The following is a 25,647-nucleotide window of genomic DNA, read 5'->3' as shown; positions in this document are numbered from 1 at the left end:
ACCCCGCCATGGCCATCACCTCCGCCACGGCGCCCGGCGCCATCCCGGCCGCCGGTTCACGGCGGGCCGGTATCCTGCTGTTCTTCGCGGCGTTGGTGGCCTTCGCCACTTTCGACGCCGGCTCCAAGCAGATGCTGATGCGCTACCCGGCGCCGTTCCTGAACATCATGCGCTATCTCGCCGTGGCGACGCTGGCGCTGGGGCTGCTGTGGCGCCATGGCTGGCCCGACCTGCGCGCCGCGCCGCAAAAGCCCCTGCTGATCCTGCGCGGCCTGATGCTGGCCACCGTCGGCACCTGCTTCATGACGGCACTGATCTGGATGCCGCTGTCCGAGGCCACGGCGATCTACTTCACCTCGCCCCTCATCATGGTCGCGCTGTCGCCCTGGCTGCTGGGCGAACGGGTGCGGCCGGTGCAATGGATGGCGGTGGCGGCCGGCTTCGCCGGCATGCTGCTGATCGTGCGGCCGGGCGCCGACCTGCCGGCGTTGGGCACGCTGCTGATGGCGGTGTCGGCGATCAGCTACGCCATCTTCCAGGTGCTGACCCGCAAGCTGTCGGGCAAGGTGGCCGGCCCGGTGCAATACGCTTACACCGCCTTCATCTGCCTGATCGTCACTGCCCTGCCCGCGCCCTTCTTCCTGCCGGATCCCTGGCCCGACCTGACGGACATGGCCTTGATCGTGGGCCTGGGCGCCTGCAGCGGACTGGCGCAGATCCTGCTCATTGCCGCCTTCCAACGCGTCGCGGCGGCCACGCTGGCGCCGCTGAACTACTTCCAGCTGCTGCTGGCGGTGGCCTTTAGCACGTTCTGGTTCCAGCGTCCGCCTGACGGGCTGGCGCTGACCGGCATCGCCATGATCATGGCGTCCGGCGTGTTCCTGGCGTTGCGCCGTGCCGGCTGACGCGGGATCAGGTGGTTTCGCGCCGCACCAGCGTGAAACCCAGGTCGATGTGGCGCTGCGCGATGGGCTGGCCGGCCAGGTGGCGCATCAGCAAGAGCGCCGCCTCGCGGCCGATCTCGTAGCGCGGCGTGGCGATGGTCGACAGCGGCGGCGTGGTCCAGGCCGTGCCCGCAAAGTCATGGAAGCCCACCAGCGCCATCTGGCCCGGCACGCGCACGCCCAGCCGCCCGCACTGGAACACCGCGCCCTGCGCCAGGTCGTCATTGCAGAAAAACAGCGCGTCGCAATCGGGATGCCCTGCCAGCAGGGTTTCCAGCAGCGCCGCCCCCAGCGCGATCGACGACTTCTCGGGCGTCATGATCTCCAGCGCCGGATCGTACAGGCCGGCGTCGCGCAGCGCCTGGCGGCAACCTTCGCAACGCCGCAACGAGCGTGGATCGAGCTGGGCGCCGACGATGCCGATGCGCTTGCGGCCGCGTTCGACCAGGTGGCGGCCGGCGGCATAGCCAGACTCGAACTGAGAAAACCCGACGCTCATGCCGTCGCTGCCCTCGAGCGTCTCGATGGTGTGGACCGTGGGCATCCCCTGCGCCCGCAGCAGCTCCCAGACCCCCGGGTTGTGGTCGATGCCGGTCAGGATGAGGCCATCGGGCAGGTGCTGCAGGTACTTGCGCAGCAACGCCTCCTCGGCATCGGGCGAATACCCGGTGACGCCGATCAGCAGGTGGTAGCCCTGCTCGTCCAGCACTTCCTTGATGCCGTTGATGATGTCGACGAACACCACGTTGCTCAGCGATGGAATCAGCACCACGATAGTCTGCGAGCGCGCCGACGCCAGCGCGCTGGCCGCGTGGTTGGGCACGTAACCGAGTTCCTGGCAGACCTCGGCGATGCGCAGGCGCACGGCCTCGGCCACCTTGTCGGGGGTGCGCAGGGCGCGCGACACGGTGATCGCGCTGACCCCGGCGCGGCGCGCGACCTCTTGCATGGTCACGCGCCCGGCGCGGGTGCTGCGGGGCTTTCGGATGGACATCGGCCGTTCTGAGCGGTTGGCGAGCACGTAGTCTGACCTAAAGATCGGGGCTTGCCAAACCAAAAATGTTAGCGCTAACATCAGCCTCGCGATATCCATAAGAATTCCGGAAAACGGAGAGGAGACAAGCATGCATGGTTCCCCCAAGGGGCGGCCTGGCGCCACCCCGCTGGCGCGCGCCGCCGACTGGTGCGCCCGGTTGCAGACCTGGCTGATGGCCGCCTGCCTGGTGGTGATGGTGGTGTTGCTGTTCGGCAATGTCGCCATGCGCTACCTGTTCAATTCCGGCATCAACGTGTCCGACGAGATCTCCCGCCTGGCCTTCGTCTGGATGATCTTCCTGGGTTCGGTGCTGGCGTTGCGCGACCACCAGCACATCGGCGTCACGATGCTGGTGGAACGCTTCGGTCCCGCCGCCCGCCGCGTCTCGCACATCGTCTGCCAATTGCTGGTGCTGTGGATGCTGTGGCTGCTGGCCGATGGCAGCTGGGCACAGACGCTGATCGGCCTGGACACCCGCCTGCCGGTGACCGCGATGCCGCTGGCGGTATTCAACGCCGCCGCGCTCTACGCCGCCGTCGCGATGGGCCTGCTGACCCTGTTCGACTTGATTCGCGTGCTGGCCGGCGGCCCGCTGCCCGCGGAATCCAGTCCCGAAGACCCGCTGGTCTGACCCCGGCCTCCTCGCCTCCCACGTTCGGACCCGCCCCCCATGATCCTGACCCTCTTCCTGCTGGTGCTGCTGGGCTTCATCGCCCTGGGCATGCCGATCGCGTTCGCGCTGCTATTGAGCGCGATCGCCATGATGTTCCAACTTGATTTCTTCGACACCCAGATCCTGGCGCAGAACATGCTGTCCGGCGCCAACAGCTTCACGCTGATGGCGGTGCCGCTGTTCATGCTGGCCGGCGAACTGATGAACGCCGGCGGCATCTCGCGCCGCATTGTCAACCTGGCCAGCATGTTCGTCGGCCATATCCAGGGCGGGCTGGGCTACGTCGCCATCTTCGCCAGCGTGCTGCTGGCGGCGCTTTCCGGCTCGGCCGTGGCCGACGCGGCCGCGCTCGGATCGCTGCTGATCCCGATGCTGCGCGAGAAAGGCTACGACGCCGGCCAGGCATCCGGCCTGATCGCCGCGGGCGGCATCATCGCGCCGATCATTCCGCCGTCGATCTCGTTCATCATCTTCGGCGTCGCCACCAACGTCTCCATCACCAAGCTGTTCTTCGCCGGCATCGCCCCCGGGCTGATGATGGGCATGACATTGGTGGCGGTGTGGACCTGGGTGGCGCGCAAGCACGGCGCCATCAAGCCCGCGCCGCGCCAGCCCTGGGGCGCCCGGCTGCGGGCGCTGCGCGAATCGGCCTGGGCGCTGCTGCTGCCCGTCATCATCATCGGCGGCCTGCGCGGCGGCATCTTCACCCCCACCGAAGCGGCGGTGGTGGCTGCCGTCTACGCGCTGCTGATCAGCCTGTTCGTCTATCGCGAGATTGGCCTGCGCCACCTGCTGCCGCTGTTCATCAACGCCGCCCGCACCACCGCCGTGGTCATGTTCCTGGTGGCCGCCGCCATGGTCTCGTCCTACATGATCACCCTGGCCGACATGCCGCAGGACCTGATCGCGCTGCTGGAACCGGTGCTGGATCATCCCAAGCTGCTGATGTTCGCGCTGCTGGTGCTGCTGACACTGGTCGGCACGGTCATGGACCTGACGCCCACCATCCTGATCCTGGCGCCGGTGCTCATGCCGGTCGTCACCCAGGCCGGCATCGACCCGGTGTATTTCGGCGTCATGTTCGTCATGGTGGGCTGCGTCGGCCTGCTCACGCCGCCGGTCGGCACCGTGCTCAACGTGGTCTGCGGCGTCGCCCGCATCAACATGGAAACCATCTGCAGGGGCGTGTGGCGCTATGTCGTGGCCTACACGCTGCTGCTGGTACTGCTGGTGATCTTCCCCGAACTGATCACCGTCCCCGCGAGCTGGATGCACTGAGGCCCGTGAACAAGCGCGCCGATCCGGCGCCACCTAGAAGAAGCCAAGGAGGAACAACCATGAACATCCGTTTCAAGACCCGCCTCGTCATGCTGGCCACGGCGCTGTCCTGCGCCTTCGCCGGGGCCGCCGCGGCCGCCGACGTCAAGCCGCGCCTGATCCGCTTCGGCTACGGCCTGAATGAAGACAGCGTGCAGGGCCGCGCCGCGCGCCACCTGGCGCAGGAGCTCGAGAAAATCAGCGGCGGCAAGCTCAAGATGAAGACCTTCGGCTCGGCCAACCTCGGCTCGGACGAACAGATGCAGGGCGCGCTGGTCGGCGGCGCGCAGGAGATGATGGTCGGCTCCACCGCGCCGCTGGCTGGCATGGTCAAGGAATTCGGCGTGTTCGACCTGCCGTTCCTGTTCAACAGCGAAAAGGAAGCCGACGCGGTGCTGGATGGGCAGCTGGGGCAGGACCTGCTCAAGAAGCTGGAGGCCAAGGGCCTGGTGGGGCTGGTGTATTGGGAAAACGGCTTTCGCAACATGACCAATTCCAAGCACCCCATCGTGCGCGCCGAGGACATGCAGGGCATCAAACTGCGCGTGATGCAGAACCAGATCGCGCTGGGCGTCTTCAACACGCTGGGCGCGAATGCCGTGCCGATGCCGTTCTCGGAATTGTTCACGGCATTGGAAACGCGCACGGTCGATGGCCAGGAAAATCCCATCACCACCATTCAGAGCAGCAAGTTCTACGAGGTGCAGCCCTACCTGACCATCACCCGCCACGTCTATACGCCCTGGGTGGTGATGGCCTCGAAAAAATGGTGGGACAAGCTGTCGCCCGACGAACAAAAGCTGGTGCGCCAGGCCGCCGAGGCATCGCGCGATTTCGAGCGCAAGGACAGCCGCGCCGATTCGCTCAAGGCGATGGGCACGCTGGAGCAGGCCGGCATGAAGATCAATACCGTGTCGCCCGAGGAGGTGGCGCGGATGCGCGAAAAGGTACAGCCGGTGGTCGACAAGTACACCCAGGAACTGGGTCCCGACCTGATCCGGCAACTGAACGCCGAAATCAGCAAGGCGCGCAATTAGGTCCCCGGCGCGCCCGCTGGCGCGCCACGCATCACAGAAGCACACGAGGCACCCCATGACCGACACCCCCCGCAAGCTGCGCAGCCAGAAATGGTTCGACGATCCCGCCCACGCCGACATGACGGCGATCTACGTCGAGCGCTACCTGAACTACGGCCTGACGCGCCAGGAACTGCAATCGGGCCGCCCCATCATCGGCATCGCCCAGACCGGCAGCGACCTGGCGCCCTGCAACCGCCACCACCTGGCGCTGGCCGAGCGCGTCAAGGCCGGCATCCGCGACGCCGGCGGCATCCCGATGGAGTTCCCGGTGCATCCGCTGGCCGAACAGGGCCGCCGCCCGACCGCGGCGCTGGACCGCAACCTGGCCTACCTGGGCCTGGTCGAGATCCTGCACGGCTACCCGCTGGACGGCGTGGTGCTGACCACCGGCTGCGACAAGACCACGCCCGCCTGCCTGATGGCGGCGGCCACCGTCGACATCCCCGCCATCGTGCTGTCGGGCGGCCCCATGCTGGACGGCTGGCACGACGGCCAGCGGGTCGGCTCCGGCACGGTCATCTGGCACGCCCGCAACCTCATGGCGGCGGGCAAGCTGGACTACGAGGGCTTCATGACGCTGGCCACGGCCTCCTCGCCGTCGGTGGGCCACTGCAACACCATGGGCACCGCGCTGTCCATGAACTCGCTGGCCGAGGCGCTGGGCATGTCGCTGCCTACCTGCGCCAGCATCCCGGCGCCCTACCGCGAACGCGGTCAGATGGCCTACGCCACCGGCCTGCGCATCTGCGACATGGTGCGCGAGGACCTGCGCCCGTCCCATATCCTGACGCGCGAGGCCTTCGAGAACGCCATCGTCGTGGCCTCGGCGCTGGGCGCGTCCAGCAACTGTCCGCCGCACCTGATCGCCATGGCGCGCCATGCCGGCATCGACCTGAGCCTGGACGACTGGCAGCGGTTGGGAGAGGACGTACCGCTCCTGGTGAACTGCGTGCCTGCGGGCGAGCACCTGGGCGAAGGCTTCCACCGCGCCGGCGGCGTCCCCGCGGTGATGCATGAATTGTTGGTTGCCGGCCGCCTGCACGCCGAATGCGCCACCGTGTCCGGCAAGACCATCGGCCAGATCGCCACCGGCGCCAAGACGCACGATGCGGACGTCATCCGCGCCTGCGACGCGCCGCTCAAGCATCGCGCCGGCTTCATCGTGCTATCGGGCAATTTCTTCGACAGCGCGGTCATCAAGATGTCGGTGGTGGGCGAGGCGTTCCGCCGCGCCTATCTGTCCGCGCCCGGCGACGAGAACGCCTTCGAGGCGCGCGCCATCGTGTTCGAGGGCCCGGAGGATTACCACGCGCGCATCGAGGACCCCGCGCTGAACATCGACGAACACTGCATCCTGGTCATCCGCGGCGCCGGCACCGTCGGCTATCCGGGCAGCGCGGAGGTCGTCAACATGGCGCCGCCCTCGCACCTGATCAAGCGCGGCATCGACTCGCTGCCCTGCCTGGGCGACGGCCGCCAGAGCGGCACCTCCGCCAGCCCGTCGATCCTGAACATGTCGCCCGAAGCCGCCGTCGGCGGCGGGCTGGCGCTGCTGCGCACCGGCGACCGCATCCGCGTCGACCTGAACCAGCGCAGCGTCATCGCGCTGGTGGACGAAGCCGAACTGGCGCGGCGCCGGCAGGAGCCGCCGTACCAGCCGCCGCCGGCGCAGACCCCCTGGCAGGAACTGTATCGCCAACTGGTGGGCCAACTGTCCACCGGCGGCTGCCTCGAACCGGCGACGCTGTACCTGAAGGTGGTCGAGACCCGCGGCGATCCGCGCCACTCGCACTGACACGGAGGGTCGGGTTCAGGCCTTGAAAAACTGGTTGAAGGCGGCCCACTGCGTGAACAGGCCGGGCCACGCATGCACTAGCGAATCCGGCTTGCCCATGCCCCAGCCATGTTTGCCAGCCGCGAAGATGTGCATCTCGGCCGGCACGCCCAGGCGCCGCAAGGCCGCGAACATCAGCAGGCTGTTGTCGACCGGCGCGATCGGGTCGTCCTGCGCCTGCGCCAGGAAAGTGGGCGGCATCTGCGCCGTGGCCAGAAGGTCCACGGAAAACGCCGCGCTTTGCTCGGCCGTCGGATGCTGGCCGACGATCGAACGGCGAGCGTGGGTATGGTCGAACGGCGGCATGAAGGTTAACACCGGATAGATCAGCCCGGCGAAATCCGGCCGTGACGACAGCCTGTCGGCCTCGTCCACCGGCTGGTAGCGCGCCAGGCCGGGCGTGGCCGCGGTCATGCCCGCCAGGTGTCCGCCCGCGGAAAACCCCAGTACGCCGATGCGGCCGGTATCCAGGCCGAACGACTGTGCCGAGGCGCGGATCACGCGCATGGCGCGCTGGCCGTCCTGCAACGGCGCCACGGCGGGCCAGTGCTCGCCCGGCAGGCGATACACCAGTTCGAACGCCGTGACGCCCAGGGATTGCAGCCACAGGCAGGCGGGCGTGCTCTCGGCGCCGCGCTCGATGTGGGCATAACCGCCCCCGGCGATCACCAGCATCGCGCTGCCATTGGGACGCTCGGGCCGGTACACCACCAGCCGTGGCCGCGACACCCGCGTGACCGACCCCTTGGCGCTGACCTGCTCGGCTTCGCCCGGTCCGGGCCCGCCCGGCGCGCGGCTGCCCGGCCAGAGATCGATGGCCTGCTGACCCGCCGGCGCGGCAACCGCCACCGCCGGTTCCGTCAAGAGCCCCAGCGCCGCGCCCGACAGGCCGGCCAACAGCAGTTCTCGTCGCTTGATATGCATGGATCTTCCTCGCGGGCGCGCCATGCCGGCGGAACCACACGCCCGCCAGCCCAGCCACGCTGCGGGCCATTTAAGCAGAGAAATCCGGCAGGCAGACCCAGCCGATGAAAGGCGCCGGTTTCGGCGCGTTACGGCGCGCGCAGGCTTTCGACCGTGCTTTACGCGCCTGCCGCCGGGCCGCCGGTTTCGTCGGGCGTTTTCCCTTGCGAATCAAGCGCTCGCGGATTGGGACGGCTCAGCACATAGGCGGCGCTTGCAAGGAAGAACAGGCCGACGCCTGATGCAAGCAGCAGCGAGGGATGCGCGCCCCACCAGAACAGGCCGTAGCCCACCGCCATACCCAGCGACGCATACAGCTTGCCCTTGCGCGACACCGCCCCCTGTTCGCGCCAGGCGCGCAGCGAGGGGCCATAGGTGGGGCTGTCCAGCAGCCAGCGCTCCAGGCGCGGGGACGAACGCGAAAAGCAGCCCACCGCCAGGATCAGGAAAATCGTCGTCGGCATCACCGGCAGGAAGGCGCCGATCACGCCCAGCGCCAGCATCGCGCAACCCAGGATCAGCCACAGTGCTCTCATCATGATGGAGTGCAGGATAACGCAGTTGCCTGTCCGGAACATTCGCACACGCCTGCGGTCAGACCTCCTCCCGCCGCGCCGGCGCCCGCCCAGGAGGCTCCCTTGACCACCGAACCGCTCAACGCCAAGACCCGCCGCCCCCGTGCTTCGCTCGCGGTCACGCCCGTCGCCGAAACCGAAACCACGCCGTTGCTGCACATGAAAAAAGCGCTGGCCCAATTACAGGCCGGCCGCCAGACCCCCGAACGCGTGCAGGCCGCCGGCCTGCTGGCCAGCGCCATCGCCTGGCTCAATATCCTGACCTGCAGCTAGGCCCGCGCCGCATCGGCACGCCCCCCGAAAGCAATCGCCGCGTCCGCGGCCAGCCGCTCGTCCGCGGCCTTCACGGTCGGCGTGGAACGGTCCTGTCCGCCGCACATGGGTATCTCATCCGTCCACGGCGGCGTCACCGGCGCGGCGGCCGGGCATGCCGCCAGCATCAGGCAAGCACTCACCAGGGCAGGCTTGAGATGAACGGCGGGCATGAAGACTGCCTGTCGAGTATCGAAGACTGTCTCCGAAAGCGCGCTCCCTCCGGCCCCGCCGCGCGCGGCGGGGCGCGGAACGGCCGCCCCTCATGTTCTAGTCATCTAGATGTCACCATGAAGGCATATCGTCTCTGCCGATCCCCGTCCCGAAGGCATCCCCTCATGCTCACCCTGCCCCGCATCCAAGACCTCTTCGCCCATCATGGCGCCGCCTACTATGGCGGCGAGGCCATCAGCCAGACCGAACACGCGTTGCAATGCGCGCAACTGGCCGAACAGGCCGGCGAGTCCGAAGCCCTGATCGTCGCCGCGTTGCTGCACGACATCGGCCACCTGATGCTCGCCGAAAGCATCACCAACGACATGCGCCACCAGGAAGTGGCCGCCGCAGCGCTCGCCGCGCTGTTCGATGACGAAGTCACGGCCCCGGTGCGCCTGCACGTCGCCGCCAAGCGCTACCTGGGCGCGATCGAGCCCGCCTATCTGGACACCCTGTCGCCCGCCTCGGTGCAGAGCCTGGCCCTGCAGGGCGGCGTGTTCACCCCGACGCAGGCCGATACCTTTGCCGCGCAATCGCACGCGCTGGCGGCGGTGCGGCTGCGCCGCTATGACGACCTGGCCAAAGTGGTCGGCCTGCCCACCCCGCCGCTGGCGCACTACATGGATATGGCCCGCCGCTGTCTGCGGGCGGCGTGAATCCGGACGGTGCGCCGCGCGCGGAATGGCGCGCCCGTTTTTCAGCACTGTTCAGCAGTCCGAGATTTGGCGCGGCCATCTAGCCGGGTGCCCGGAAAGAACCAATCATCTGACGCGGCGGAAAGCACGTTGGCCGCCTTGGAGCCGGCGCCCGCCGGCCAGGCATCGGGTTCCTTTCGGAGATATCGTGAACAGTCCCGCCATGCAAGCCATGATGTACGACGCCCATCGCAAAAGCGTCGGCGTGGCCTACCTCCTGTGGTTCTTCCTCGGCAGCCTGGGCGGACACCGTTTCTACACCGGCAAGACCGGCTCGGCCATCGCCATGCTCATCCTCACGGCTCTCGGCTTCGCCTTCAGCGCCGTCGGCTTGGGCTTTGCGCTGCTGTCGTCGGTGGGCATCTGGGCAATCATCGACGCTTTCCTGATTCCCGGTTGGATCCGCAATGCCAACATGCTGCTGGCGGCAACGCTGTCGTCCGGGAACTCGCCCCTGCCCTGAAACGTGCGCGGCCCGAGTCACTTCCGACGGCCACGCTCGTCCTTGTCGTACTTGCGCCAGTAGGCGAACTCTTCCTCGTGGACCTCCAGATCCAACTCGGAAACACGCAGCTGCAGCCGCTCCTGTACATCGGCAACCGCGCGGTTGTAGATGGTCGGCCCGATTTCCTCAAGAATGAATCCCAGCAACGCCCCCGCCGTGATGTTGCCGATCGGTTCTTCCATGTGCTGATCGAAATACCGGCGCAGGGAAGCGATGGCGGTATCGCGTACGTCTCGCTCCAGTTCGATGGCCATGTGGCGTCCTCACGTTTCAGTGGGGCCGCGCGGCCAGGAACAGGGCAGGCCCCGCCGCGCAGGCGTCGATAGTCATAGTGCCACACCCCCACCCTTGTGACGACGGGTGACACGCCGCTATTGCCGGAACCACCCCGCGCGCTCGCCGCGCGTGGCATGGATGTAGTCCCACTCGGCCGCGCAGGTCGAGCACACGAACGCTTCCTGCCGGGCCCGCCCTTTCACGACCGCCAGGCTGCGAACGTCTCCCAGGCTGATAAGACGGGCATGCCCTTGCGCGCCGGCTTGGCCCTGCACGATGTCTCTGCACTCATCGCAATCGTTCATCGCTTCTCACCTTTCATTTTTCTTTCAGGAAAATCCTACAAAATGAAAAGAGCCGAAGTTTCATGAATTCTCACGGAACGATGACGTCCATCACGTCCAATATGACGGATACCGGCAGGCGCGGAAATTTCTGTCGAAAGGATTTGAGTCGGTTTACCGCGCGGGCGGCGCGGCGTTATATCCGGCGGACCTGGCGATTACTCGACGGCGGATCAGGCTCCTTCGTCATCGGCTCGCCGTCGGGCCCAGCGCAGAACACGCGTCCCTGCAGGTGTCCGGAATACAGTCGTTCGTAAAGCTCGGGACTGACCTCGACACCATCGTCCGGCCAACCCTGGGGGCTGGCCTCGTACACGTCACGCAAGCTGTCCGGATAGAACGCCAACCGGCTGGGCGAGAAAATGATAGGTGGTCATCAGTATCCCCAGGCTTCCCCGTAGATCAACGAGGCCCTATCAGCAGGGGCAACACGGTGCGTCGCGCGTACAACCACGCCGAGTATCTGGACGAGCGCCGGCAGTTGATGCAGTGGTGGTCGGATTATCTCGATCGCTGCGCAGTCAAGGCGGAAAAATGAAGGCCAACGGGCCTACCCTTATTATTTTTGGCCCTACCTCATGCCTACCCTTAAACCGCTGGCGCTACTTGGCAGCACACAAAGCAAAAAGCCGCGAAGTCAAAGACTGTCGCGGCTTTCGGGGTGGTGCTTGACTAGCTCTATCAAACACTCACTTTGCAGGAATTTGGTAGGCGGTATTGGAATCGAACCAACGACCTCCACGATGTCAACGTGGCGCTCTAACCAGCTGAGCTAACCGCCTGCAAAGAAGAAGAATTATATAGTGCTTTTTTAAACTATGCAAATCGTCTTTTCAGATTTTTTGCTGTTTTCATTGCGCTTCGGATGTAGTGTGAATTGCTTGGCATATACCTGCCACACCGTTCGACTCGAACATTCCTCAACACAACGGCTGGTTTGGTTTTTTCAACCGCTCCCGCCGGCACCGCACTACTTTTTCCTTCTATTTCTTCGCGTCTGCGGCATCCACCGCAGCAACGAAGAACGAGATTCTATCAGAACTTTTTATTCCTTGCTCGACCTCGACGCCACTGCTCACATCGACCGCCCAGGGACGCACGGATTGCACGGCGGCGGCGACGTTGTCGGGGTTCAGCCCCCCGGAGAGAATCAACGGCCGCGACACCGGATCGGCCTTCACGTCCGCCAGCAAGGCGTGATCGAAGCCATGGCCGCTGCCGCCGAAACCGGCGCTGTAGCTGTCGAACAGCCAGCCGGCGGCCTCGCCAAAGGCGCGGCAATACGTGGCCAGGCCTTCCGCCGTTTCCAGGCCGGGCGCGCCAGCGCGGAAGGCGCGCAGGTAGCGATGGCCGTGGCGCGCGCAGTCCTGCGGGGTTTCATCGCCATGGAACTGCAGCAGTTCGGGGCCGACCTCGTCCAGCACGGCCCGCACCTCGTCCGGCGACGGATTCACGAACAATGCCACCACGTCGACGAATGCCGGCACCACGCGGCGCAATTGCGCGGCGCGGGTCGGCGTGACGTAGCGCTTGCTCTTGGGGTAGAAGACGAAACCGATCGCATCGACGCCGGCCGCAACGGCGGCGTCGATGTCTTCTTCGCGGGTCAGGCCGCAGATCTTGATGCGTGTGCGCATGGCGTTGATTGCTTGCGTCGCGCGGCGCGACGAATGTGACCAGTATAAGGGGAGCCTTGCCGGCGCGCCGGCGGGGCGCGGACTCAGGCGCCGGGTTGACCGACTGTCGCCATGAAGGAATCGAAACTGCCTTCGGCCACGCGGAACCAGGGGATTTCCTTGTCACGGAAGGCCTTCATGCTCTCGTACAACTTCTTGAACATCGGATCCTTGGCGGCGAGTTCCTGGTACAGCTTGAGCGCCGCCTCGTGAGCGGCCTGCAGCATCGGCCGCGGAAACGCCTTGAGCTGCGCGCCGCGCTGCACCAGCCGGCGCAGGGCGTCGGGATTGCCGGCGTCATACTTGGCGATCATGTTGGCGGTGGCCATCCGGCTCGCCAATTCCAGCGCCGCCTGATAGGACTTGGGCAGTTCGTCGTGCGCCTGCTGGTTCACGTAGAGTGACAACTGCAGCGTGCCCGCCCACCAGCCCGGAAAGTAGTAGTTACGCGCGACTTTGTACAAGGCCAGGTTTTCGTCATCATGCGGGCCGATCCAGGCCACGGCGTCGACGCCGCCCTGCTCCAGCGCCGCATAGGTGTCGGCGATGGGCAGGTCGACGGGCGCGGCGCCCATGCGGGCCAGCACCTGGCGCGCGAAGCCGCCGGCCTTGATCTTCAGGCCGCGCAGGTCGTCCACGGTCTTGACCTCGCCGCGGAACCAGCCGCCCATCTGCGCGCCCGTGAGGCCACAGGGGAAGTTCAGGATGTTGTACTTGCCGAACAGCACGCGCGTCAGCGCCAGGCCTTCGCCCTGCAGCATCCAGGCGTTCATCTGCCGCGTGTTCAGCCCGAACGGCACGCCCGCGTCAAAGCACAGCGCGGGGTCGGTATCGAAAAAGCGGGTCGAAGCCGTGTGGCCACAATCGACGATGCGATGCTGCACGGCGTCCAGCACCTCGCCGGCATCCACCAGGTCGCCGGCCGAGAAGATCTCGATGCGGAACTTGCCGTCGGTGACATCGCTGACATAACGTGCCACGTCCTCGGCGCCGGCGAACAGGGTCGGCGACTCATTGGGAAAACTGGAAGCCAGCCGCCAGGACACAGTCGGCGCTTCCTGCGCATAGGCGGGCGCGGCGATCGCGGCGCCGGCGGCGGCGCCCAGGGCGGTTCGTTTCAAAAACGCGCGGCGTTGCATGAGACAGGCCTCCATTGGGCGCCGGCAGGCGTCCGGCTAGGACGGGTTGCCCGGCGGCTGGGTGAATGGCGACAACAGCAGCGCGCCGCCGTCCAGCTGGTCCAGGCCGAACTCATCCGGATAGTCGATGGCCGACAGATACAGGCCGTCGGGAGAAAACGTCGGCGCGCCGCGCTTGCGGTCGCGCCAGGACAGCAGTTGCGCCATCCAGTCCACCGGTTCGCGGCCCTGCCCGATCTGCAGCAGCGCCCCCATGATATTGCGCACCATGTGATGCAGGAAGGCATTGGCGCGCAGCGTGAACACCAGGAACGGCCCCCGCTCTTCGATGTCGAGCCGGTGCATGATGCGCACCGGGTGCCTGGCCTGGCACTGCGAGGAGCGGAAGCTGGAGAAATCGTGTTCGCCCAGCAAGGCGCCCGCCGCCGCGCGCATGGCCGCGACATCCAGGGGGTGGTGGCACCAGCCGGCGCGGCCGGCCCACAGCGCGGGACGCACGCGGCCGCGCCACAGCAGGTAAACGTAGGTGCGGGCCCGGGCGGAAAACCGGGCATGGAAATCGTCCGGCACCGCCTGGGCCCAGTGCACGGAAATGCTGGGAGGCAGGAATGCGTTCACGCCCCGCACCCACGATTCCATGCGCCGATCCAATACCGTGTCCAGGTGGATCACCTGCATCGCGCCATGCACGCCGGTGTCGGTGCGGCCGGCGCAGACCGTGGCAACCGGATCGGCCACGCCACAGAACCGCGCCAGCGCGGCTTCCAGGGTGTCCTGCACCGTCTGCCGGTGCGGCTGGGTCTGCCAGCCCTGCCAGGCGGAGCCGTCGTATGCCAGCCCCAATGCAACTCTGGACATCGTTCAGATCCGGGAAGAACTGCCCGCCGGGCGCGGTTCGTCCGTGGGCGGTTCGTCCAGGTCGAGGCTGATGGAGTCGAGCTTGCGGTTCAGCGCCGCTGTATCCAGCGCCGGTTCGTTGTAGGCATAGGTTTCCTCGTCGTCGTCGCCGCGGCGGGCGCCCGCGCGCCGCAACACCCAGGCGATGGCGAAAGCGATCAGCGCCAGCACGGCGGTGACGATAACGAGCAGGTTGTCGGCCAACCAGGCCGGCATCGAAGAAGTCAAATCCTTATCCTTGTTGTTGCTCGCCGCCGCATCCGCGGCGGCCTTGTCTTGTTGCGTGGCGGCGGTCGATGCGCCGGCGGGGCCAGTCGCGCCGGTGGCGCCCGGCGCGCCGGCTGCCCCGGGGGTTCCTGCACCGCCTGGCGTACCGGCCACGCCGGGAGCGCCCGCTGCGCCTGTGGAGCCGGCCGCGCCCGCGGCACCCGCTGCGCCCGTCGAGCCGGCCGCGCCTGCGGTACCCGCTGCGCCCGTCGAGCCAGCCGCGCCTGCGGCACCCGCCGCGCCCGTCGAGCCGGCCGCGCCTGCGGCACCCGCCGCGCCCGTCGAGCCGGCCGCGCCTGCGGCACCCGCCGCGCCCGTCGAGCCGGCCGCGCCTGCGGCACCCGCCGCGCCCGTCGAGCCAGCCGCGCCTGCGGCACCCGCCGCGCCCGGCGATCCGGCCGCGCCTGTCGAACCGGCAGTACCCGCGACATCCGCAGCACCCGTGGAACCGGCAGCGCCCGCGGCACCCACTGCGCCCGTGGGACCGGCGGCGCCCGAGGAGCCGGCCGCGCCTGCGGCGCCCGTTGCGCCCGTCGAGCCGGTTGCCCCCGAAGCCCCCGTCGCGCCAGCGGCTCCCGATGCGCCCGCGGCGCCAGCGGCACCTGCGACGCCCGGCGTGCCAGCGCCCGCACCCGCACCTTGCTCGGCCACGGCCTTGTTCAACTCATTGACATTGCTTTCCAACTGGTTGACACGTCCCTGCACGTCGGCCATGGCGCGTTCATTGGAGACGCGCTGATCGGCCTGGGCCTCGGCCTGTGCCGCGGCGCCGCCCTGCGCCTGTCCGGATGACAGGCGCACGCGATCCTGCGGCTGCGAGGCCGTGGCCGCGCCGGTGTCGCCAGGCCGCGCCACCGTGCCCGAGGCCGCGTCCTGGCCCTTGACCACCGCGGGATTGGCGCCGGTCGCCGCGCCCAGGCGGGCGCGGTAACGGGCGAATGCCTCGGCGTGTTCATTGAAAATGCGGCGCGCCTCGGCCGGATCGACCGCGCGCACCGTGGCCGCGTCGGGGATCGCCAGCTTCTGCCCCGCCCGCACCAGGTTCATGTTGTTCTGGATGAAGGCGTCGGGATTGGCGCGCCACAGCGCCACCAGCATCTGGTAGACCGAGGCGTTGGGCACGGCATTACGCTGGGCGATGGCGAACAGCGTATCGCCCGACTTGACGTTGACCGAGCCGGACGTGCCGCCGGCCCGGCCCGGGGCGCCCACGGCAGCCGGCGTGACATCGGCGCCAGCGCCGCGCAGCGGCACCAGGATGCTGACCTGGACCTGTCGCTGGCCGGAACTGGAACTGATATCCAGCAGCAGATCGACCGCGCCGCCGGCCGGCGCCTGGGTCGACCGCACCCGCAGGTTCTTGCGGGTCGGGTCCATGCCGTCTTCGACCCGCACCACCAGGCTGGCCAGCGGCGCGGGCGGTTTCAGGCCCGCGCGCTGCCACGCCGCCTCGTCCGCCACGGACACCCGCAGCGAGGACACTTCGTCCGGCGTCAATTCCTGCAGGCCAACCAGCGCCTGCAGGGGCGCACCCGGCGCCGACACCACCCGCGAATGCCCAACCCGCATCGCCAAGGCCGGGCTGCAAGCGCTCGCGCCTAGCGCCAGCGCGATCGCCCACTGGAGGGCCTTCAAACGGCGGGCATGCTTCACTTGGCGCGAACGCTGGGTCATAAGCTGGAATTCCGTTCTTGTCGGTCGAATGATCGGGCGGAGGCTGTTCGTGGGGATCGCGTGAGAACAAGCCTCAATTGACCCGAAAAGTGTAATGGATCGAGCGCGTTTCACAAACCTGAAAGGCGCATCGGCGTTGGCTGGCGGGCACATTGCCAGCCATGTCCGATGACCACGGCGCCCCGCGCAAATGACAAAGGCACCCGAAGGTGCCTTTGCGGTTACGACCTTGTCGCGAGCGCGCGGCCTGCGCCGCCCGCCGGGCCTCAGGCTTCGGCCAGCGCGATGCGCAGCATGCGGCGCAGCGGTTCGGCCGCGCCCCACAGCAGTTGGTCACCGACGGTGAAGGCGCTGAGGTATTGCGGACCCATCGACATCTTGCGCAGGCGGCCCACCGGAATGTCCAGCGTGCCCGTGACCGCGACCGGGGTCAGTTCACGGATGGTCTCTTCCTTGGTGTTGGGGATCACCTTGGCCCATTGCGTGCCCTGCGCGATCAGCGCTTCGATCTCGTCCAGCGGCAGGTCGCGCTTGAGCTTGATGGTCAGCGCCTGGCTGTGGCAGCGCATCGCGCCGATGCGCACGCACAGGCCGTCGATCGGGGTGGCGGCGGTGCCGAAGGCGGCGCCACGGCCGAGGATCTTGTTGGTCTCGACCTCGCCCTTCCACTCTTCCTTGGACATGCCGTTGCCCAGGTCCTTGTCGATCCAGGGGATCAGGCTGCCGCCCAGCGGCACGCCGAAGTGCTCGTGGGGCAGCGCCGCGTCCTTCTGCTTGGCCAGAATGCCGCGGTCGATTTCCAGGATGGCCGAGGCCGGATCGTCCAGCAGCGGCTTGACGGCGTGGTTCAGCTCGCCGAACTGGGTCAGCAGCTCGCGCATGTGCTGCGCGCCGCCGCCGGATGCGGCCTGGTAGGTCATGGTGGTCATCCACTCGACCAGGTCGTTGTTGAACAGGCCGGCCAGGCCCATCAACATGCAGCTGACCGTGCAATTGCCGCCGATGAAGTTGCGCACGCCGCGCTTGAGCGCCGCGTCGATCACGGGACGGTTGACCGGGTCCAGCACGATGATGGCGTCATCGGCCATGCGCAGCGTGCTGGCGGCGTCGATCCAGATGCCGTTCCAGCCCGCGCCGCGCAGCTTCGGGTAGACCTCGGAGGTGTAGTCGCCGCCTTGCGCCGTCACGATGATCGGCAGTTTTTTCAGAGCGTCAATGTTGTAGGCGTCTTGCAGCGGACCCGCGCCAGTCGCCCAAGTGGGGGCGGCGCCGCCAGCGTTGCTGGTGGAGAAAAACACCGGTTCGATCAGTGCGAAGTCGTTCTCGTCGCGCATGCGTTGCATGAGCACCGAGCCGACCATACCGCGCCAGCCGACAAGGCCTACTGCTTGATTCATTTCAATCGCTCTTTAAAGGTGGGGACAAGGTGTGGTGAAAAAACGTGCAAGAACCCAACAATTTATCAGAATGCACGCAGGGATGTTGCGGCGCAGCTTGAAAAAACGGGGCCGCAATCAAAGCCACCCCGCTTTCGCGGCGCCGCGGCAACATCGGCATGAAAAAGGGCCGCCCCGCGGGCGGCCCCTGGAATCGGGACCGCGCCGCAAGGGCGCGTCCCTTGCAGGCATCAGGCCAGGGCTTTGAGGACGGCGTCGCCCATGCCCGAGGTGCTGACCTTGGTGGTGCCGGGTTCGAAGATGTCGGCGGTGCGCAGGCCATCGGCCAGCACGCGGCGCACGGCGGCTTCGATGCGGTCGGCCTGGGGCGCCAGGTTCAGCGAGTAGCGCAGCAGCATCGCGGCCGACAGGATGGTCGCCAGCGGATTGGCGATGCCCTGGCCGGCAATGTCGGGCGCCGAACCGTGGCTGGGCTCGTACAGGCCCTGGCCGCCGGCGTTCAGCGAAGCCGACGGCAGCATGCCGATGGAGCCGGTCAGCATGGCGGCCTCGTCCGACAGGATGTCGCCGAACAGGTTGCCGGTGACGATCACGTCGAACTGGCGCGGGTTGCGCACCAGCTGCATGGCGGCGTTGTCGACGTACATGTGCGACAGCTCGACGTCCGGATACTCGCGCGCCACTTCGATGACGATGTCGCGCCAGAACTGCGAGGTCTCGAGCACGTTGGCCTTGTCGACGCTGCACAGCTTCTTGTTGCGCTTCCTGGCGGATTCGAAGCCGATGCGGGCGATGCGGCGCACTTCCGATTCAGCGTAGCGCATCGTGTCGTAGCCCTCGCGTTCGCCGCTGAAGGCGCCGTCCGGCGACGAGCGCACGCCGCGCGGCGTGCCGAAATAGATGTCGCCGGTCAGTTCGCGGATGATCAGGATGTCCAGGCCGGACACGATCTCGGGCTTGAGCGACGAAGCGCTTGCCAGCTCGGGATAGAGAATCGCCGGACGCAGGTTGGCGAACAGGCCGAGCGCCTTGCGCAGGCCCAGGATGGCCTGCTCGGGGCGGAATTCGCGCGGCAGGCTGTCGTACTTCCAGTCGCCGACGGCGCCGAACAGCACGGCGTGCGATTCCTTGGCCAGCTTCAGCGTGGCCGGCGGCAGCGGATGCTCGAACGCGTCGAACGCGGCGCCGCCAACGGCGGCCTGCTTGATGTCGAACGGCACGTCCAGCGCCTTCAGGACGCGCACGGCCTGTTCGATGATTTCGGGGCCGATGCCGTCACCCGGCAAGACTGCGATGTTATGAGTCATGGAAAAAACGGTCCTGTGGTCGATGGGATGAGTCGGGTCAGGCGATCGGACGGCTTTCCAGCCAGGGATGGCGGGCCAGGCGCTCGGCTTCGAAGGCGCGGATCTTGTCCGAATGGCGCAGGGTCAGGCCGATGTCGTCAAAACCGTTCAGCAGGCAGTACTTGCGGAACGGCTCGATGTCGAACTTCATGGCGCGGCCGTCGGCGGCCACCACCACCTGGCGATCCAGGTCGATGTTGAGCTTGTAGCCCGGGAAGGCCTTCACTTCGTCGAACAGGCGCGCCACTTCGAGCTCGGACAGCACGATCGGCAGCAGACCATTCTTGAAGCTGTTGTTGAAGAAGATGTCGGCGTACGACGGCGCGATGATGGCGCGAAAACCGAACTGCGTCAGCGCCCAGGGCGCGTGCTCGCGGCTCGAACCGCAGCCGAAGTTCTTGCGCGCCAGCAGCACCGAGGCGCCCTGGTAACGCTGCTGGTTCAGCACGAAATCGGGGTTGAGCGGACGCTTGCTGTTGTCCATGCCCGGCTCGCCGTGATCCAGGTAGCGCAGTTCGTCGAACAGATTGGGGCCGAAGCCGGTGCGCTTGATGGACTTGAGGAACTGCTTGGGGATGATGAGGTCCGTGTCGACGTTTTCGCGGTCGAGCGGAGCCACCAGGCCTTCGTGAGTGGTGAATGCTTGCATGATGTCGGTACTCGGTGGGCGCTTAACGGAACGTGCGGACGTCGACGAAATGACCGGCCACGGCGGCGGCGGCGGCCATCGCCGGGCTGACCAGGTGGGTGCGGCCACCCTGGCCCTGGCGGCCTTCGAAGTTGCGGTTCGAGGTCGAGGCGCAGCGCTCGCCCGGCTCGAGCCGGTCGGCGTTCATGGCCAGGCACATCGAGCAGCCCGGCTCGCGCCATTCGAAGCCCGCCTCGATGAAGATCTTGTCCAGGCCTTCGCGCTCGGCCTGCTGCTTGACCAGCCCGGAACCCGGCACCACCATGGCCTGGCGCACGTTGGATGCGACGCGCTTGCCGCGCGCCACGACGGCGGCGGCGCGCAGGTCCTCGATGCGCGAGTTGGTGCAGGAACCGATGAAGACGCGGTCCACGCGGATGTCGGTCAACGGCGTGTTGGGCTTGAGGCCCATGTATTCCAGCGCGCGCTCCATGCCGCTGCGGCGCACGTCGTCTTTTTCGCGGTCGGGATCCGGCACGCGCGAATCGACCGGCAGCACCATTTCGGGCGAGGTGCCCCAGGTGACCTGCGGCTTGATGTCGCGGGCGTTGACGTCGACCACGGTGTCGAACTTGGCGCCTGCGTCGGTGTGCAGCGTGCGCCAGTAGGCCACGGCGTGATCCCACAGCACGCCGGACGGCGCGAACGGACGGCCGCGGAAGTATTCGATGGTCTTGTCGTCGACGGCGACCATGCCGGAGCGGGCGCCGGCTTCGATGGCCATGTTGCAGACCGTCATGCGGCCTTCCACCGACAGCGCGCGGATGGTGCTGCCGGCGAACTCGATGGCGTGGCCGGTGCCGCCGGCGGTGCCGATGATGCCGATGATGTGCAGGACGACGTCCTTGGCCGTACAGCCGAACGGCAGTTCGCCTTCGACCTTGATCAGCATGCTCTTGGCTTTCTTCATGAGCAGCGTCTGCGTGGCCAGCACGTGTTCGACTTCCGACGTGCCGATGCCGAACGCCAGCGCGCCCAGCGCCCCGTGCGTGCTGGTGTGCGAGTCGCCACAGACCACGGTCATGCCCGGCAGGGTGGCGCCCTGCTCCGGCCCGATGACGTGGACGATGCCCTGGCGCAGGTCGTTCATGCGGAATTCGGTGATGCCGTACTTGTCGCAGTTGGCGTCGAGCGTGTCGACCTGCAGGCGCGAGATCGGATCGTCGATGCCCTGGGCGCGATTCATCGTGGGCACGTTGTGGTCGGCCACCGCCAGGTTGGCGCCGTTGCGCCACGGCTTGCGCCCGGCCATGGCCAGGCCCTCGAACGCCTGCGGGCTGGTCACTTCGTGCAGCAGGTGGCGGTCAATATAGAGCAGACAGGTGCCGTCTGATTCCTGGTGGACGATATGGGCGTCCCAGAGTTTGTCGTAAAGGGTTTGGGCCATGGATGCGCTCTGCAAATAGACAATCCGGCTGGTGCCTCGCGCGGGATGTGCTGTTGCTTCCCACGCCGGCCGCTGCGGCATGGAGGGCATTATGCCCAGCCTCTGAACCTAGTACAACCACACCAAATATACTAGTACCAACACTACCATGGTGAGGCTTATCCAGGTCGCCGGTCACGCCGAGAATGATCGTTGCGGGGTCAATATCCAGATAATCAAAAAGCAACGGTCGAAAAAACTATTTAGATACAAAAGACGCAACCGGATATAATCACTTTTCAATGTGGCAAAGCAGAAACCGCAACAATACGACATAAAACGTATTAATGGTTTTTGATTAATCCGTCCATATTGAATTCCGCGTAAATCGCATGATTTCTCATCGATTTTTGCGAAATAAATCCCGACGGGCCGGCAAATTCTGTCAAGTCTTAACAAACCTTGACTCGCCAAGTCTGACATTTGCACACAATATGCCGGCACTAATCCCACACTTGACTCGCGAATAATCCCTATGTCTTCGTTCCTGCTCAAGACCACGGTTTCCGCCCTGGCGTTGGCATTCGTTCCTGTCTTGTATGCGCAGCCGGCCGCGACCGATGCGCCGCCCGCCCCTGGCGCGACCACCCTGAACCAGATTGTCGAGCAGACCCTGCTCAGCAATCCCGAGATCCAGGCCAAGTACCACGACTTCCAGGCTTCGCTGGAAGGCCAGGCCGTGGCCCGCGGCGCCTTCTTCCCGCAGGTCAATGCGCTGGGCTACGCCGGCCGCGAATACCGCAACAACGTGCCCGGCGTCGGCTCGCAGAACTGGAACCGTCCGGGCTACAACTTCGAGCTGCGCCAGCTGATTTTCGACGGTTTCCGCACCAGCAACGACGTCAAGCAGGCCGGGTTCGACAAGCTGGCGCGCTTCTATGACGTGCTGGCCACCAGCGACAGCACCGCCCTGGCCGCCGTGCAGGCCTACATCGACCTGCAGCGCTATCGCGACATGGAACTGCTGGCCCGCCAGAATTACTCCCTGCACGAGGAAACCCTCAAGCAGATCGGCCAGCGCACGGAATCCGGGGTCGGCCGACGCGTCGACCTGGAACAGGCCGGCGGCCGCCTGGCGCTGGCGCAAACCAACCTGATGACCGAAACCACCAACCTGCTGGACGTGCAGCAGCGCTTCCAGCGCGTCACTGGCGCCCTGCCGCCCGAGTCGATGCAGCCGGTGCCGGACATCTCCGACAAGTTGCCGACCAAGCCCGGCAACTTCAACGAGTCGCTGCGCCGCAATCCCAGCTTCCTGTCCAAGCAGGCGGCCCTGCAGGCGGCGGAAGCGGGCGTGGCCTCGTCCAAGGGCGCGTTTTCACCCAAGTTCGAGTTCGTCGCCGCCACCGGCCGCGACCAGAACGACCCCACGCCTGAAAACCGCAACATCCGCAGCTCCAGCGTCCAGGTGGTCATGAACTACAACCTGTACCGCGGCGGCGCCGATTCGGCGCGGGTGCGCCAGACGGCGGCCCAGTCGTATGCCGCGCGCGACGTGCGCGACTACACCTGCCGCAATGTGCAGCAGGATCTGGCCGTGGCCTGGAACAACATCACCAGCCTGCAGGAAAAGCTGCCCTTCCTGCGCGACCACGAAATGGCCACGGCCAAGGTGCGCGACGCCTACCGCCAGCAGTTCCAGATCGGCCAGCGCACCCTGCTCGACCTGCTCAACACCGAAAACGAACTGTTCGAATCGCGCCGCGCCCTGACCAACGCCGTCTATGACCTGAGGCTGGCGCAGTATCGCTGGCTGGCGCTTTCGCATAAGCTGCTGCCGGCGCTGACGCTGCAGCCCGCGCGCAACGAGATGCCCGAGGAAAACGGCAAGCTGGTGGTGTCCGACGACGTCATCCGCCTGTGCAATTCCACGGTGCCCGACTCGGCCCGGCTGACGCCAGTGCGTGTGCAATACAACGAAGGCACCCTGCCGCCCACGCTGGTGCCGCTGAACGCGCCCGCCGCCCAGGCCCGTCCCTGACGAGGCGCGCGCAAGGAGGCCATATGGCTACTGAGGACAACGACTTTTCACGGTTGGATGCGGACTTCGTCCGCGTGTTGGAAGACTTGATCGACGCCTTGATCGCCAATGGCACCTTGCGCATGACGGACCTGCCAATACAGGCCCAGCAAAAACTCACCCAGCGCAAGCAACAGCGCGCGCGACTCTCGGAGCATCTGGACCTGCTGGATGACGATGATGGACAAGTTATCTGACGCGCCCGCGCGGGAATGGCGCGCCGACGCGCGCGCCGCGCACGATGACCCGTTGCTGGACTGCCTGGTCGAGATCACCCGATTGCATGGCGTGACGGCGACCGCCCAGGCGCTGTCGGCCGGCCTGCCGCTGGAAGCGCACCGGCTGACGCCAGCGCTGCTGCCCCGGGCGGCGGCGCGCGCGCAGCTGTCGGCGCGGGTGGTCAAGCGCCCGCTGGACGGACTGCCGTCCGACCTGTTGCCGGCGATCCTGCTGCTCAATGGCGAGCGGGCCTGCCTGTTGCTCAGGAAGGATGGCGACAAGTACGTGATCAGCCATCCCGAGCTGGGCGGCAGCGCGGTCGAGATGAGCGCGGCCGAACTGGACGCGCAATACACCGGCCTGGTCTGTTTCGTGCGGCCACAGTTCCGCTTCGACGCGCGCGCCCCGGAAGTGGCCAAGGTGCGCGAGCGCCACTGGTTCTGGGCCGCCATCATGGAAAACCGGCGCCTGTACCGCGATGCCCTCATCGCCGCCCTGCTGATCAACATCTTCGCCATGGCGATGCCGTTGTTCACCATGAACGTGTACGACCGCGTGGTGCCCAACAACGCCGTCGAGACGCTCTGGGTGCTGGCGCTGGGCATCACTCTGGTGGTGATCTTCAACATGATCCTGAGCACGGCGCGCTCGCACGTGGTCGACAGCGCCAGCAAGCGCGTCGACGTGCGGCTGTCCGCGCAGATCATGGAGCGGGTGCTGGACCTGCGGATGGAGGGCCGTCCGGTGTCGGTCGGCTCGTTCGCCGCCAACCTGCGCTCGTTCGAATCGATCCGCGACTTCATCGCCTCGGCCACCATCACCACCCTGGTGGACTTGCCCTTCATTCTGCTGTTCCTGGCCGCGCTGGCCTGGATCTCGCCCTGGATGGTGCTGCCCCCGATGGTCGCGATCGTGCTGATCCTGGTGGTGTCGCTGGCCGCGCAGGCGCGCATGGAAGCGCTGACGATGGCGTCGTTCCAGGCTTCGTCGCAGCGCAATGCCACCCTGGTCGAGGCCCTGACCGGGCTGGAGGCGGTCAAGACCCTCAACGCCCAGGGCGCGATCCAGCGTAACTGGGAGCGTTCCACCGAGTTCATCGCGCAGACCGGCGGCAAGCTCAAGCTGATCTCGTCGTCCACCGTCGGCTTCGTGCAGGCGGTGCAGCAGCTGGTGTCGATCTCGGTGGTGATCATCGGCGTGTACCTGGCGCAGGACTCGGCCCTGTCGATGGGCGGCATCATCGCCGCCTCGATGATCGCCGGCCGCTGCCTGGCGCCGCTGGGCCAGGTGGCCGGCCTGCTGATGCAATACCAGAACGCCCGCACCTCGCTGGGTTCGATCGACAACTACATGAAGCTGCCGATCGAGCGCCCGGCCGAGGCCGAGTTCCTGCACCGCCCGGTGTTCCATGGCGGCCTGGAGTTCCGCGACGTCAGCTTCACTTACCCGGGCAGCACCCAGCCGGTCCTCAAAAAGGTGTCCTTCAAGCTCAAGCCGGGCGAAAAGGTCGGCATCATCGGCCGCATCGGCTCGGGCAAGACCACGCTGGAAAAGCTGGCCCTGGCGCTGTTCCAGCCGACCGAGGGCGCGGTGCTGCTGGATGGCGTGGACGTGCGCCAGATCGACCCGGCCGACGTGCGCCGCGCCATCGGCCACGTGCCGCAGGATCCGCTGCTGTTCTACGGCAGCCTCAAGCACAACCTGGCCATGGGCGCGCCCTACGCCGACGACGCCAGCATCCTGGCGGCCGCCAACATGGCCGGCGTGACCGAGTTCGCCAATCTGCACCCGAACGGCTTCGACATGCTCATCGGCGAGCGCGGCGAGTCGCTGTCGGGCGGCCAGCGCCAGTCGGTGGCCGTGGCGCGCGCGCTGATCAACGATCCGCCCATCCTGCTGCTGGACGAGCCCAGCAGCAACATGGATCACCAGAGCGAGGCCCAGCTGCGCCGCCGCCTGGGCGAAGCCAGCGCCAACAAGACCATCCTGCTGGTGACGCACCGCACCGCCCTGCTGGAACTGGTCGATCGCCTGATCGTCATCGATAACGGCCATATCGTGGCCGATGGCCCCAAGGAACAGGTCGTCGAAGCCCTGCGCCAGGGGCGCGTCGGACGCGGAAGCTGAGA

General features: G+C 66.8%; 25 protein-coding genes and 1 tRNA gene. 11 read left to right on the top strand and 15 right to left on the bottom strand.

Annotated features, from left to right (window positions below; translation table 11 throughout):
- Positions 1 to 8 precede the first annotated feature (8 nt).
- Complete coding sequence (locus tag ABFG95_RS24530) at positions 9 to 905, top strand: DMT family transporter (protein ID WP_336730997.1); 897 nt, start codon at positions 9 to 11, stop codon at positions 903 to 905.
- Between the two features lie 7 nt (positions 906 to 912).
- Here the strand turns inward: ABFG95_RS24530 and ABFG95_RS24525 are convergent, their stop codons facing one another.
- Entirely contained in the window at positions 913 to 1,938 is a 1,026-nt protein-coding gene (locus ABFG95_RS24525; RefSeq protein WP_049075065.1) for a LacI family DNA-binding transcriptional regulator, read from the bottom strand.
- A 130-nt stretch (positions 1,939 to 2,068) separates the two neighbouring features.
- Between ABFG95_RS24525 and ABFG95_RS24520 the strand changes: the two genes are divergently transcribed.
- From ABFG95_RS24520 to ABFG95_RS24505, 4 genes are read left to right on the top strand one after another with little or no spacing between them, the layout of a single operon-like run.
- A complete protein-coding gene (locus tag ABFG95_RS24520) occupies positions 2,069 to 2,611 on the top strand; it encodes a TRAP transporter small permease (RefSeq protein ID WP_049075067.1) in 543 nt (180 codons plus the stop codon).
- A gap of 39 nt (positions 2,612 to 2,650) precedes the next feature.
- Entirely contained in the window at positions 2,651 to 3,931 is a 1,281-nt protein-coding gene (locus ABFG95_RS24515) for a TRAP transporter large permease subunit (protein WP_059269768.1), read from the top strand.
- A gap of 59 nt (positions 3,932 to 3,990) precedes the next feature.
- Positions 3,991 to 5,007, top strand: a complete 1,017-nt coding sequence (locus ABFG95_RS24510) for a TRAP transporter substrate-binding protein (protein WP_348994990.1) — start codon at positions 3,991 to 3,993, stop codon at positions 5,005 to 5,007.
- Between the two features lie 55 nt (positions 5,008 to 5,062).
- Positions 5,063 to 6,844, top strand: coding sequence for an IlvD/Edd family dehydratase (locus ABFG95_RS24505; RefSeq protein WP_100503701.1), 1,782 nt, complete (start codon positions 5,063 to 5,065; stop codon positions 6,842 to 6,844).
- 15 nt (positions 6,845 to 6,859) lie between these two features.
- On the opposite strand, the gene ABFG95_RS24500 is transcribed toward ABFG95_RS24505, so the two are convergent.
- Both ABFG95_RS24500 and ABFG95_RS24495 read right to left on the bottom strand, forming a co-directional pair.
- On the bottom strand, positions 6,860 to 7,807 hold the full coding sequence (locus ABFG95_RS24500; RefSeq protein WP_169535839.1) for an alpha/beta hydrolase: 948 nt from the start codon (positions 7,805 to 7,807) through the stop codon (positions 6,860 to 6,862).
- Between the two features lie 158 nt (positions 7,808 to 7,965).
- Positions 7,966 to 8,385 (bottom strand): YbaN family protein, encoded by a 420-nt coding sequence (locus ABFG95_RS24495; RefSeq protein ID WP_217485131.1) that lies wholly within the window; start codon positions 8,383 to 8,385, stop codon positions 7,966 to 7,968.
- Positions 8,386 to 8,484: 99 nt separating this feature from the next.
- Here ABFG95_RS24495 and ABFG95_RS24490 point away from each other — a divergent pair, with 99 nt between their 5' ends.
- Entirely contained in the window at positions 8,485 to 8,694 is a 210-nt protein-coding gene (locus ABFG95_RS24490; protein WP_059269766.1) for a hypothetical protein, read from the top strand.
- On the opposite strand, the gene ABFG95_RS24485 is transcribed toward ABFG95_RS24490, so the two are convergent.
- Positions 8,691 to 8,906, bottom strand: a complete 216-nt coding sequence (locus ABFG95_RS24485; RefSeq protein ID WP_348994989.1) for a hypothetical protein — start codon at positions 8,904 to 8,906, stop codon at positions 8,691 to 8,693. The two genes, ABFG95_RS24490 and ABFG95_RS24485, sit on opposite strands and share 4 nt — an antisense overlap.
- A 165-nt stretch (positions 8,907 to 9,071) precedes the next feature.
- Here ABFG95_RS24485 and ABFG95_RS24480 point away from each other — a divergent pair, with 165 nt between their 5' ends.
- Together ABFG95_RS24480 and ABFG95_RS24475 are read left to right on the top strand one after the other, a co-directional pair.
- Positions 9,072 to 9,605, top strand: a complete 534-nt coding sequence (locus tag ABFG95_RS24480) for a phosphonate degradation HD-domain oxygenase (RefSeq protein ID WP_049075079.1) — start codon at positions 9,072 to 9,074, stop codon at positions 9,603 to 9,605.
- Positions 9,606 to 9,792: 187 nt separating this feature from the next.
- Positions 9,793 to 10,107, top strand: coding sequence for a TM2 domain-containing protein (locus ABFG95_RS24475; RefSeq protein ID WP_254601280.1), 315 nt, complete (start codon positions 9,793 to 9,795; stop codon positions 10,105 to 10,107).
- A 17-nt stretch (positions 10,108 to 10,124) separates the two neighbouring features.
- Here the strand turns inward: ABFG95_RS24475 and ABFG95_RS24470 are convergent, their stop codons facing one another.
- The 11 genes from ABFG95_RS24470 to leuC form a co-directional block, all read right to left on the bottom strand.
- Complete coding sequence (locus tag ABFG95_RS24470) at positions 10,125 to 10,403, bottom strand: DUF2164 domain-containing protein (RefSeq protein ID WP_175146914.1); 279 nt, start codon at positions 10,401 to 10,403, stop codon at positions 10,125 to 10,127.
- A gap of 117 nt (positions 10,404 to 10,520) precedes the next feature.
- Positions 10,521 to 10,730 (bottom strand): hypothetical protein, encoded by a 210-nt coding sequence (locus tag ABFG95_RS24465; protein ID WP_049075085.1) that lies wholly within the window; start codon positions 10,728 to 10,730, stop codon positions 10,521 to 10,523.
- Positions 10,731 to 11,474: 744 nt separating this feature from the next.
- Positions 11,475 to 11,551: transfer RNA gene (locus tag ABFG95_RS24460), tRNA-Val, on the bottom strand.
- A gap of 201 nt (positions 11,552 to 11,752) precedes the next feature.
- Entirely contained in the window at positions 11,753 to 12,406 is a 654-nt protein-coding gene (locus ABFG95_RS24455) for a phosphoribosylanthranilate isomerase (RefSeq protein WP_348994988.1), read from the bottom strand.
- Positions 12,407 to 12,489: 83 nt separating this feature from the next.
- On the bottom strand, positions 12,490 to 13,584 hold the full coding sequence (locus ABFG95_RS24450; RefSeq protein WP_063588663.1) for a twin-arginine translocation signal domain-containing protein: 1,095 nt from the start codon (positions 13,582 to 13,584) through the stop codon (positions 12,490 to 12,492).
- Between the two features lie 36 nt (positions 13,585 to 13,620).
- Positions 13,621 to 14,442, bottom strand: coding sequence for a tRNA pseudouridine(38-40) synthase TruA (truA, locus tag ABFG95_RS24445; RefSeq protein WP_336730982.1), 822 nt, complete (start codon positions 14,440 to 14,442; stop codon positions 13,621 to 13,623).
- 3 nt (positions 14,443 to 14,445) lie between these two features.
- Positions 14,446 to 16,422 carry a FimV/HubP family polar landmark protein gene (locus ABFG95_RS24440; protein ID WP_348994987.1) on the bottom strand — a complete coding sequence of 659 codons (1,977 nt, stop codon included), beginning with the start codon at positions 16,420 to 16,422 and terminating at the stop codon, positions 14,446 to 14,448.
- Between the two features lie 266 nt (positions 16,423 to 16,688).
- Positions 16,689 to 17,819, bottom strand: a complete 1,131-nt coding sequence (gene asd / locus ABFG95_RS24435) for an aspartate-semialdehyde dehydrogenase (protein WP_049075090.1) — start codon at positions 17,817 to 17,819, stop codon at positions 16,689 to 16,691.
- Between the two features lie 230 nt (positions 17,820 to 18,049).
- On the bottom strand, positions 18,050 to 19,126 hold the full coding sequence (gene leuB, locus ABFG95_RS24430; RefSeq protein WP_054432450.1) for a 3-isopropylmalate dehydrogenase: 1,077 nt from the start codon (positions 19,124 to 19,126) through the stop codon (positions 18,050 to 18,052).
- A 37-nt stretch (positions 19,127 to 19,163) separates the two neighbouring features.
- On the bottom strand, positions 19,164 to 19,814 hold the full coding sequence (leuD, locus tag ABFG95_RS24425) for a 3-isopropylmalate dehydratase small subunit (protein WP_054417925.1): 651 nt from the start codon (positions 19,812 to 19,814) through the stop codon (positions 19,164 to 19,166).
- A gap of 22 nt (positions 19,815 to 19,836) precedes the next feature.
- Positions 19,837 to 21,240: a 3-isopropylmalate dehydratase large subunit gene (leuC, locus tag ABFG95_RS24420; RefSeq protein ID WP_054417923.1), complete on the bottom strand. Its 1,404-nt coding sequence runs from the start codon at positions 21,238 to 21,240 to the stop codon at positions 19,837 to 19,839.
- Between the two features lie 514 nt (positions 21,241 to 21,754).
- On the opposite strand from leuC, the gene ABFG95_RS24415 reads away from it, so the two are divergent.
- The 3 genes from ABFG95_RS24415 to ABFG95_RS24405 are packed head-to-tail and all read left to right on the top strand — an operon-like array spanning position 21,755 to position 25,645.
- Positions 21,755 to 23,260 carry a TolC family outer membrane protein gene (locus ABFG95_RS24415; RefSeq protein ID WP_169536921.1) on the top strand — a complete coding sequence of 502 codons (1,506 nt, stop codon included), beginning with the start codon at positions 21,755 to 21,757 and terminating at the stop codon, positions 23,258 to 23,260.
- Between the two features lie 23 nt (positions 23,261 to 23,283).
- Positions 23,284 to 23,496 carry a hypothetical protein gene (locus ABFG95_RS24410; protein WP_006387947.1) on the top strand — a complete coding sequence of 71 codons (213 nt, stop codon included), beginning with the start codon at positions 23,284 to 23,286 and terminating at the stop codon, positions 23,494 to 23,496.
- Entirely contained in the window at positions 23,480 to 25,645 is a 2,166-nt protein-coding gene (locus ABFG95_RS24405; protein ID WP_348994986.1) for a type I secretion system permease/ATPase, read from the top strand. Before ABFG95_RS24410 ends, ABFG95_RS24405 begins: the two co-directional genes overlap by 17 nt.
- The last annotated feature ends 2 nt before the right edge of the window (positions 25,646 to 25,647 follow it).

It is taken from the genome of Achromobacter sp. HNDS-1 (assembly GCF_040084795.1).
Lineage (GTDB): Bacteria > Pseudomonadota > Gammaproteobacteria > Burkholderiales > Burkholderiaceae_B > Achromobacter > Achromobacter ruhlandii.
The sequence above is the reverse complement of the archived record's forward strand: the minus strand, read 5'-3'. Positions and strand labels throughout refer to the sequence as shown.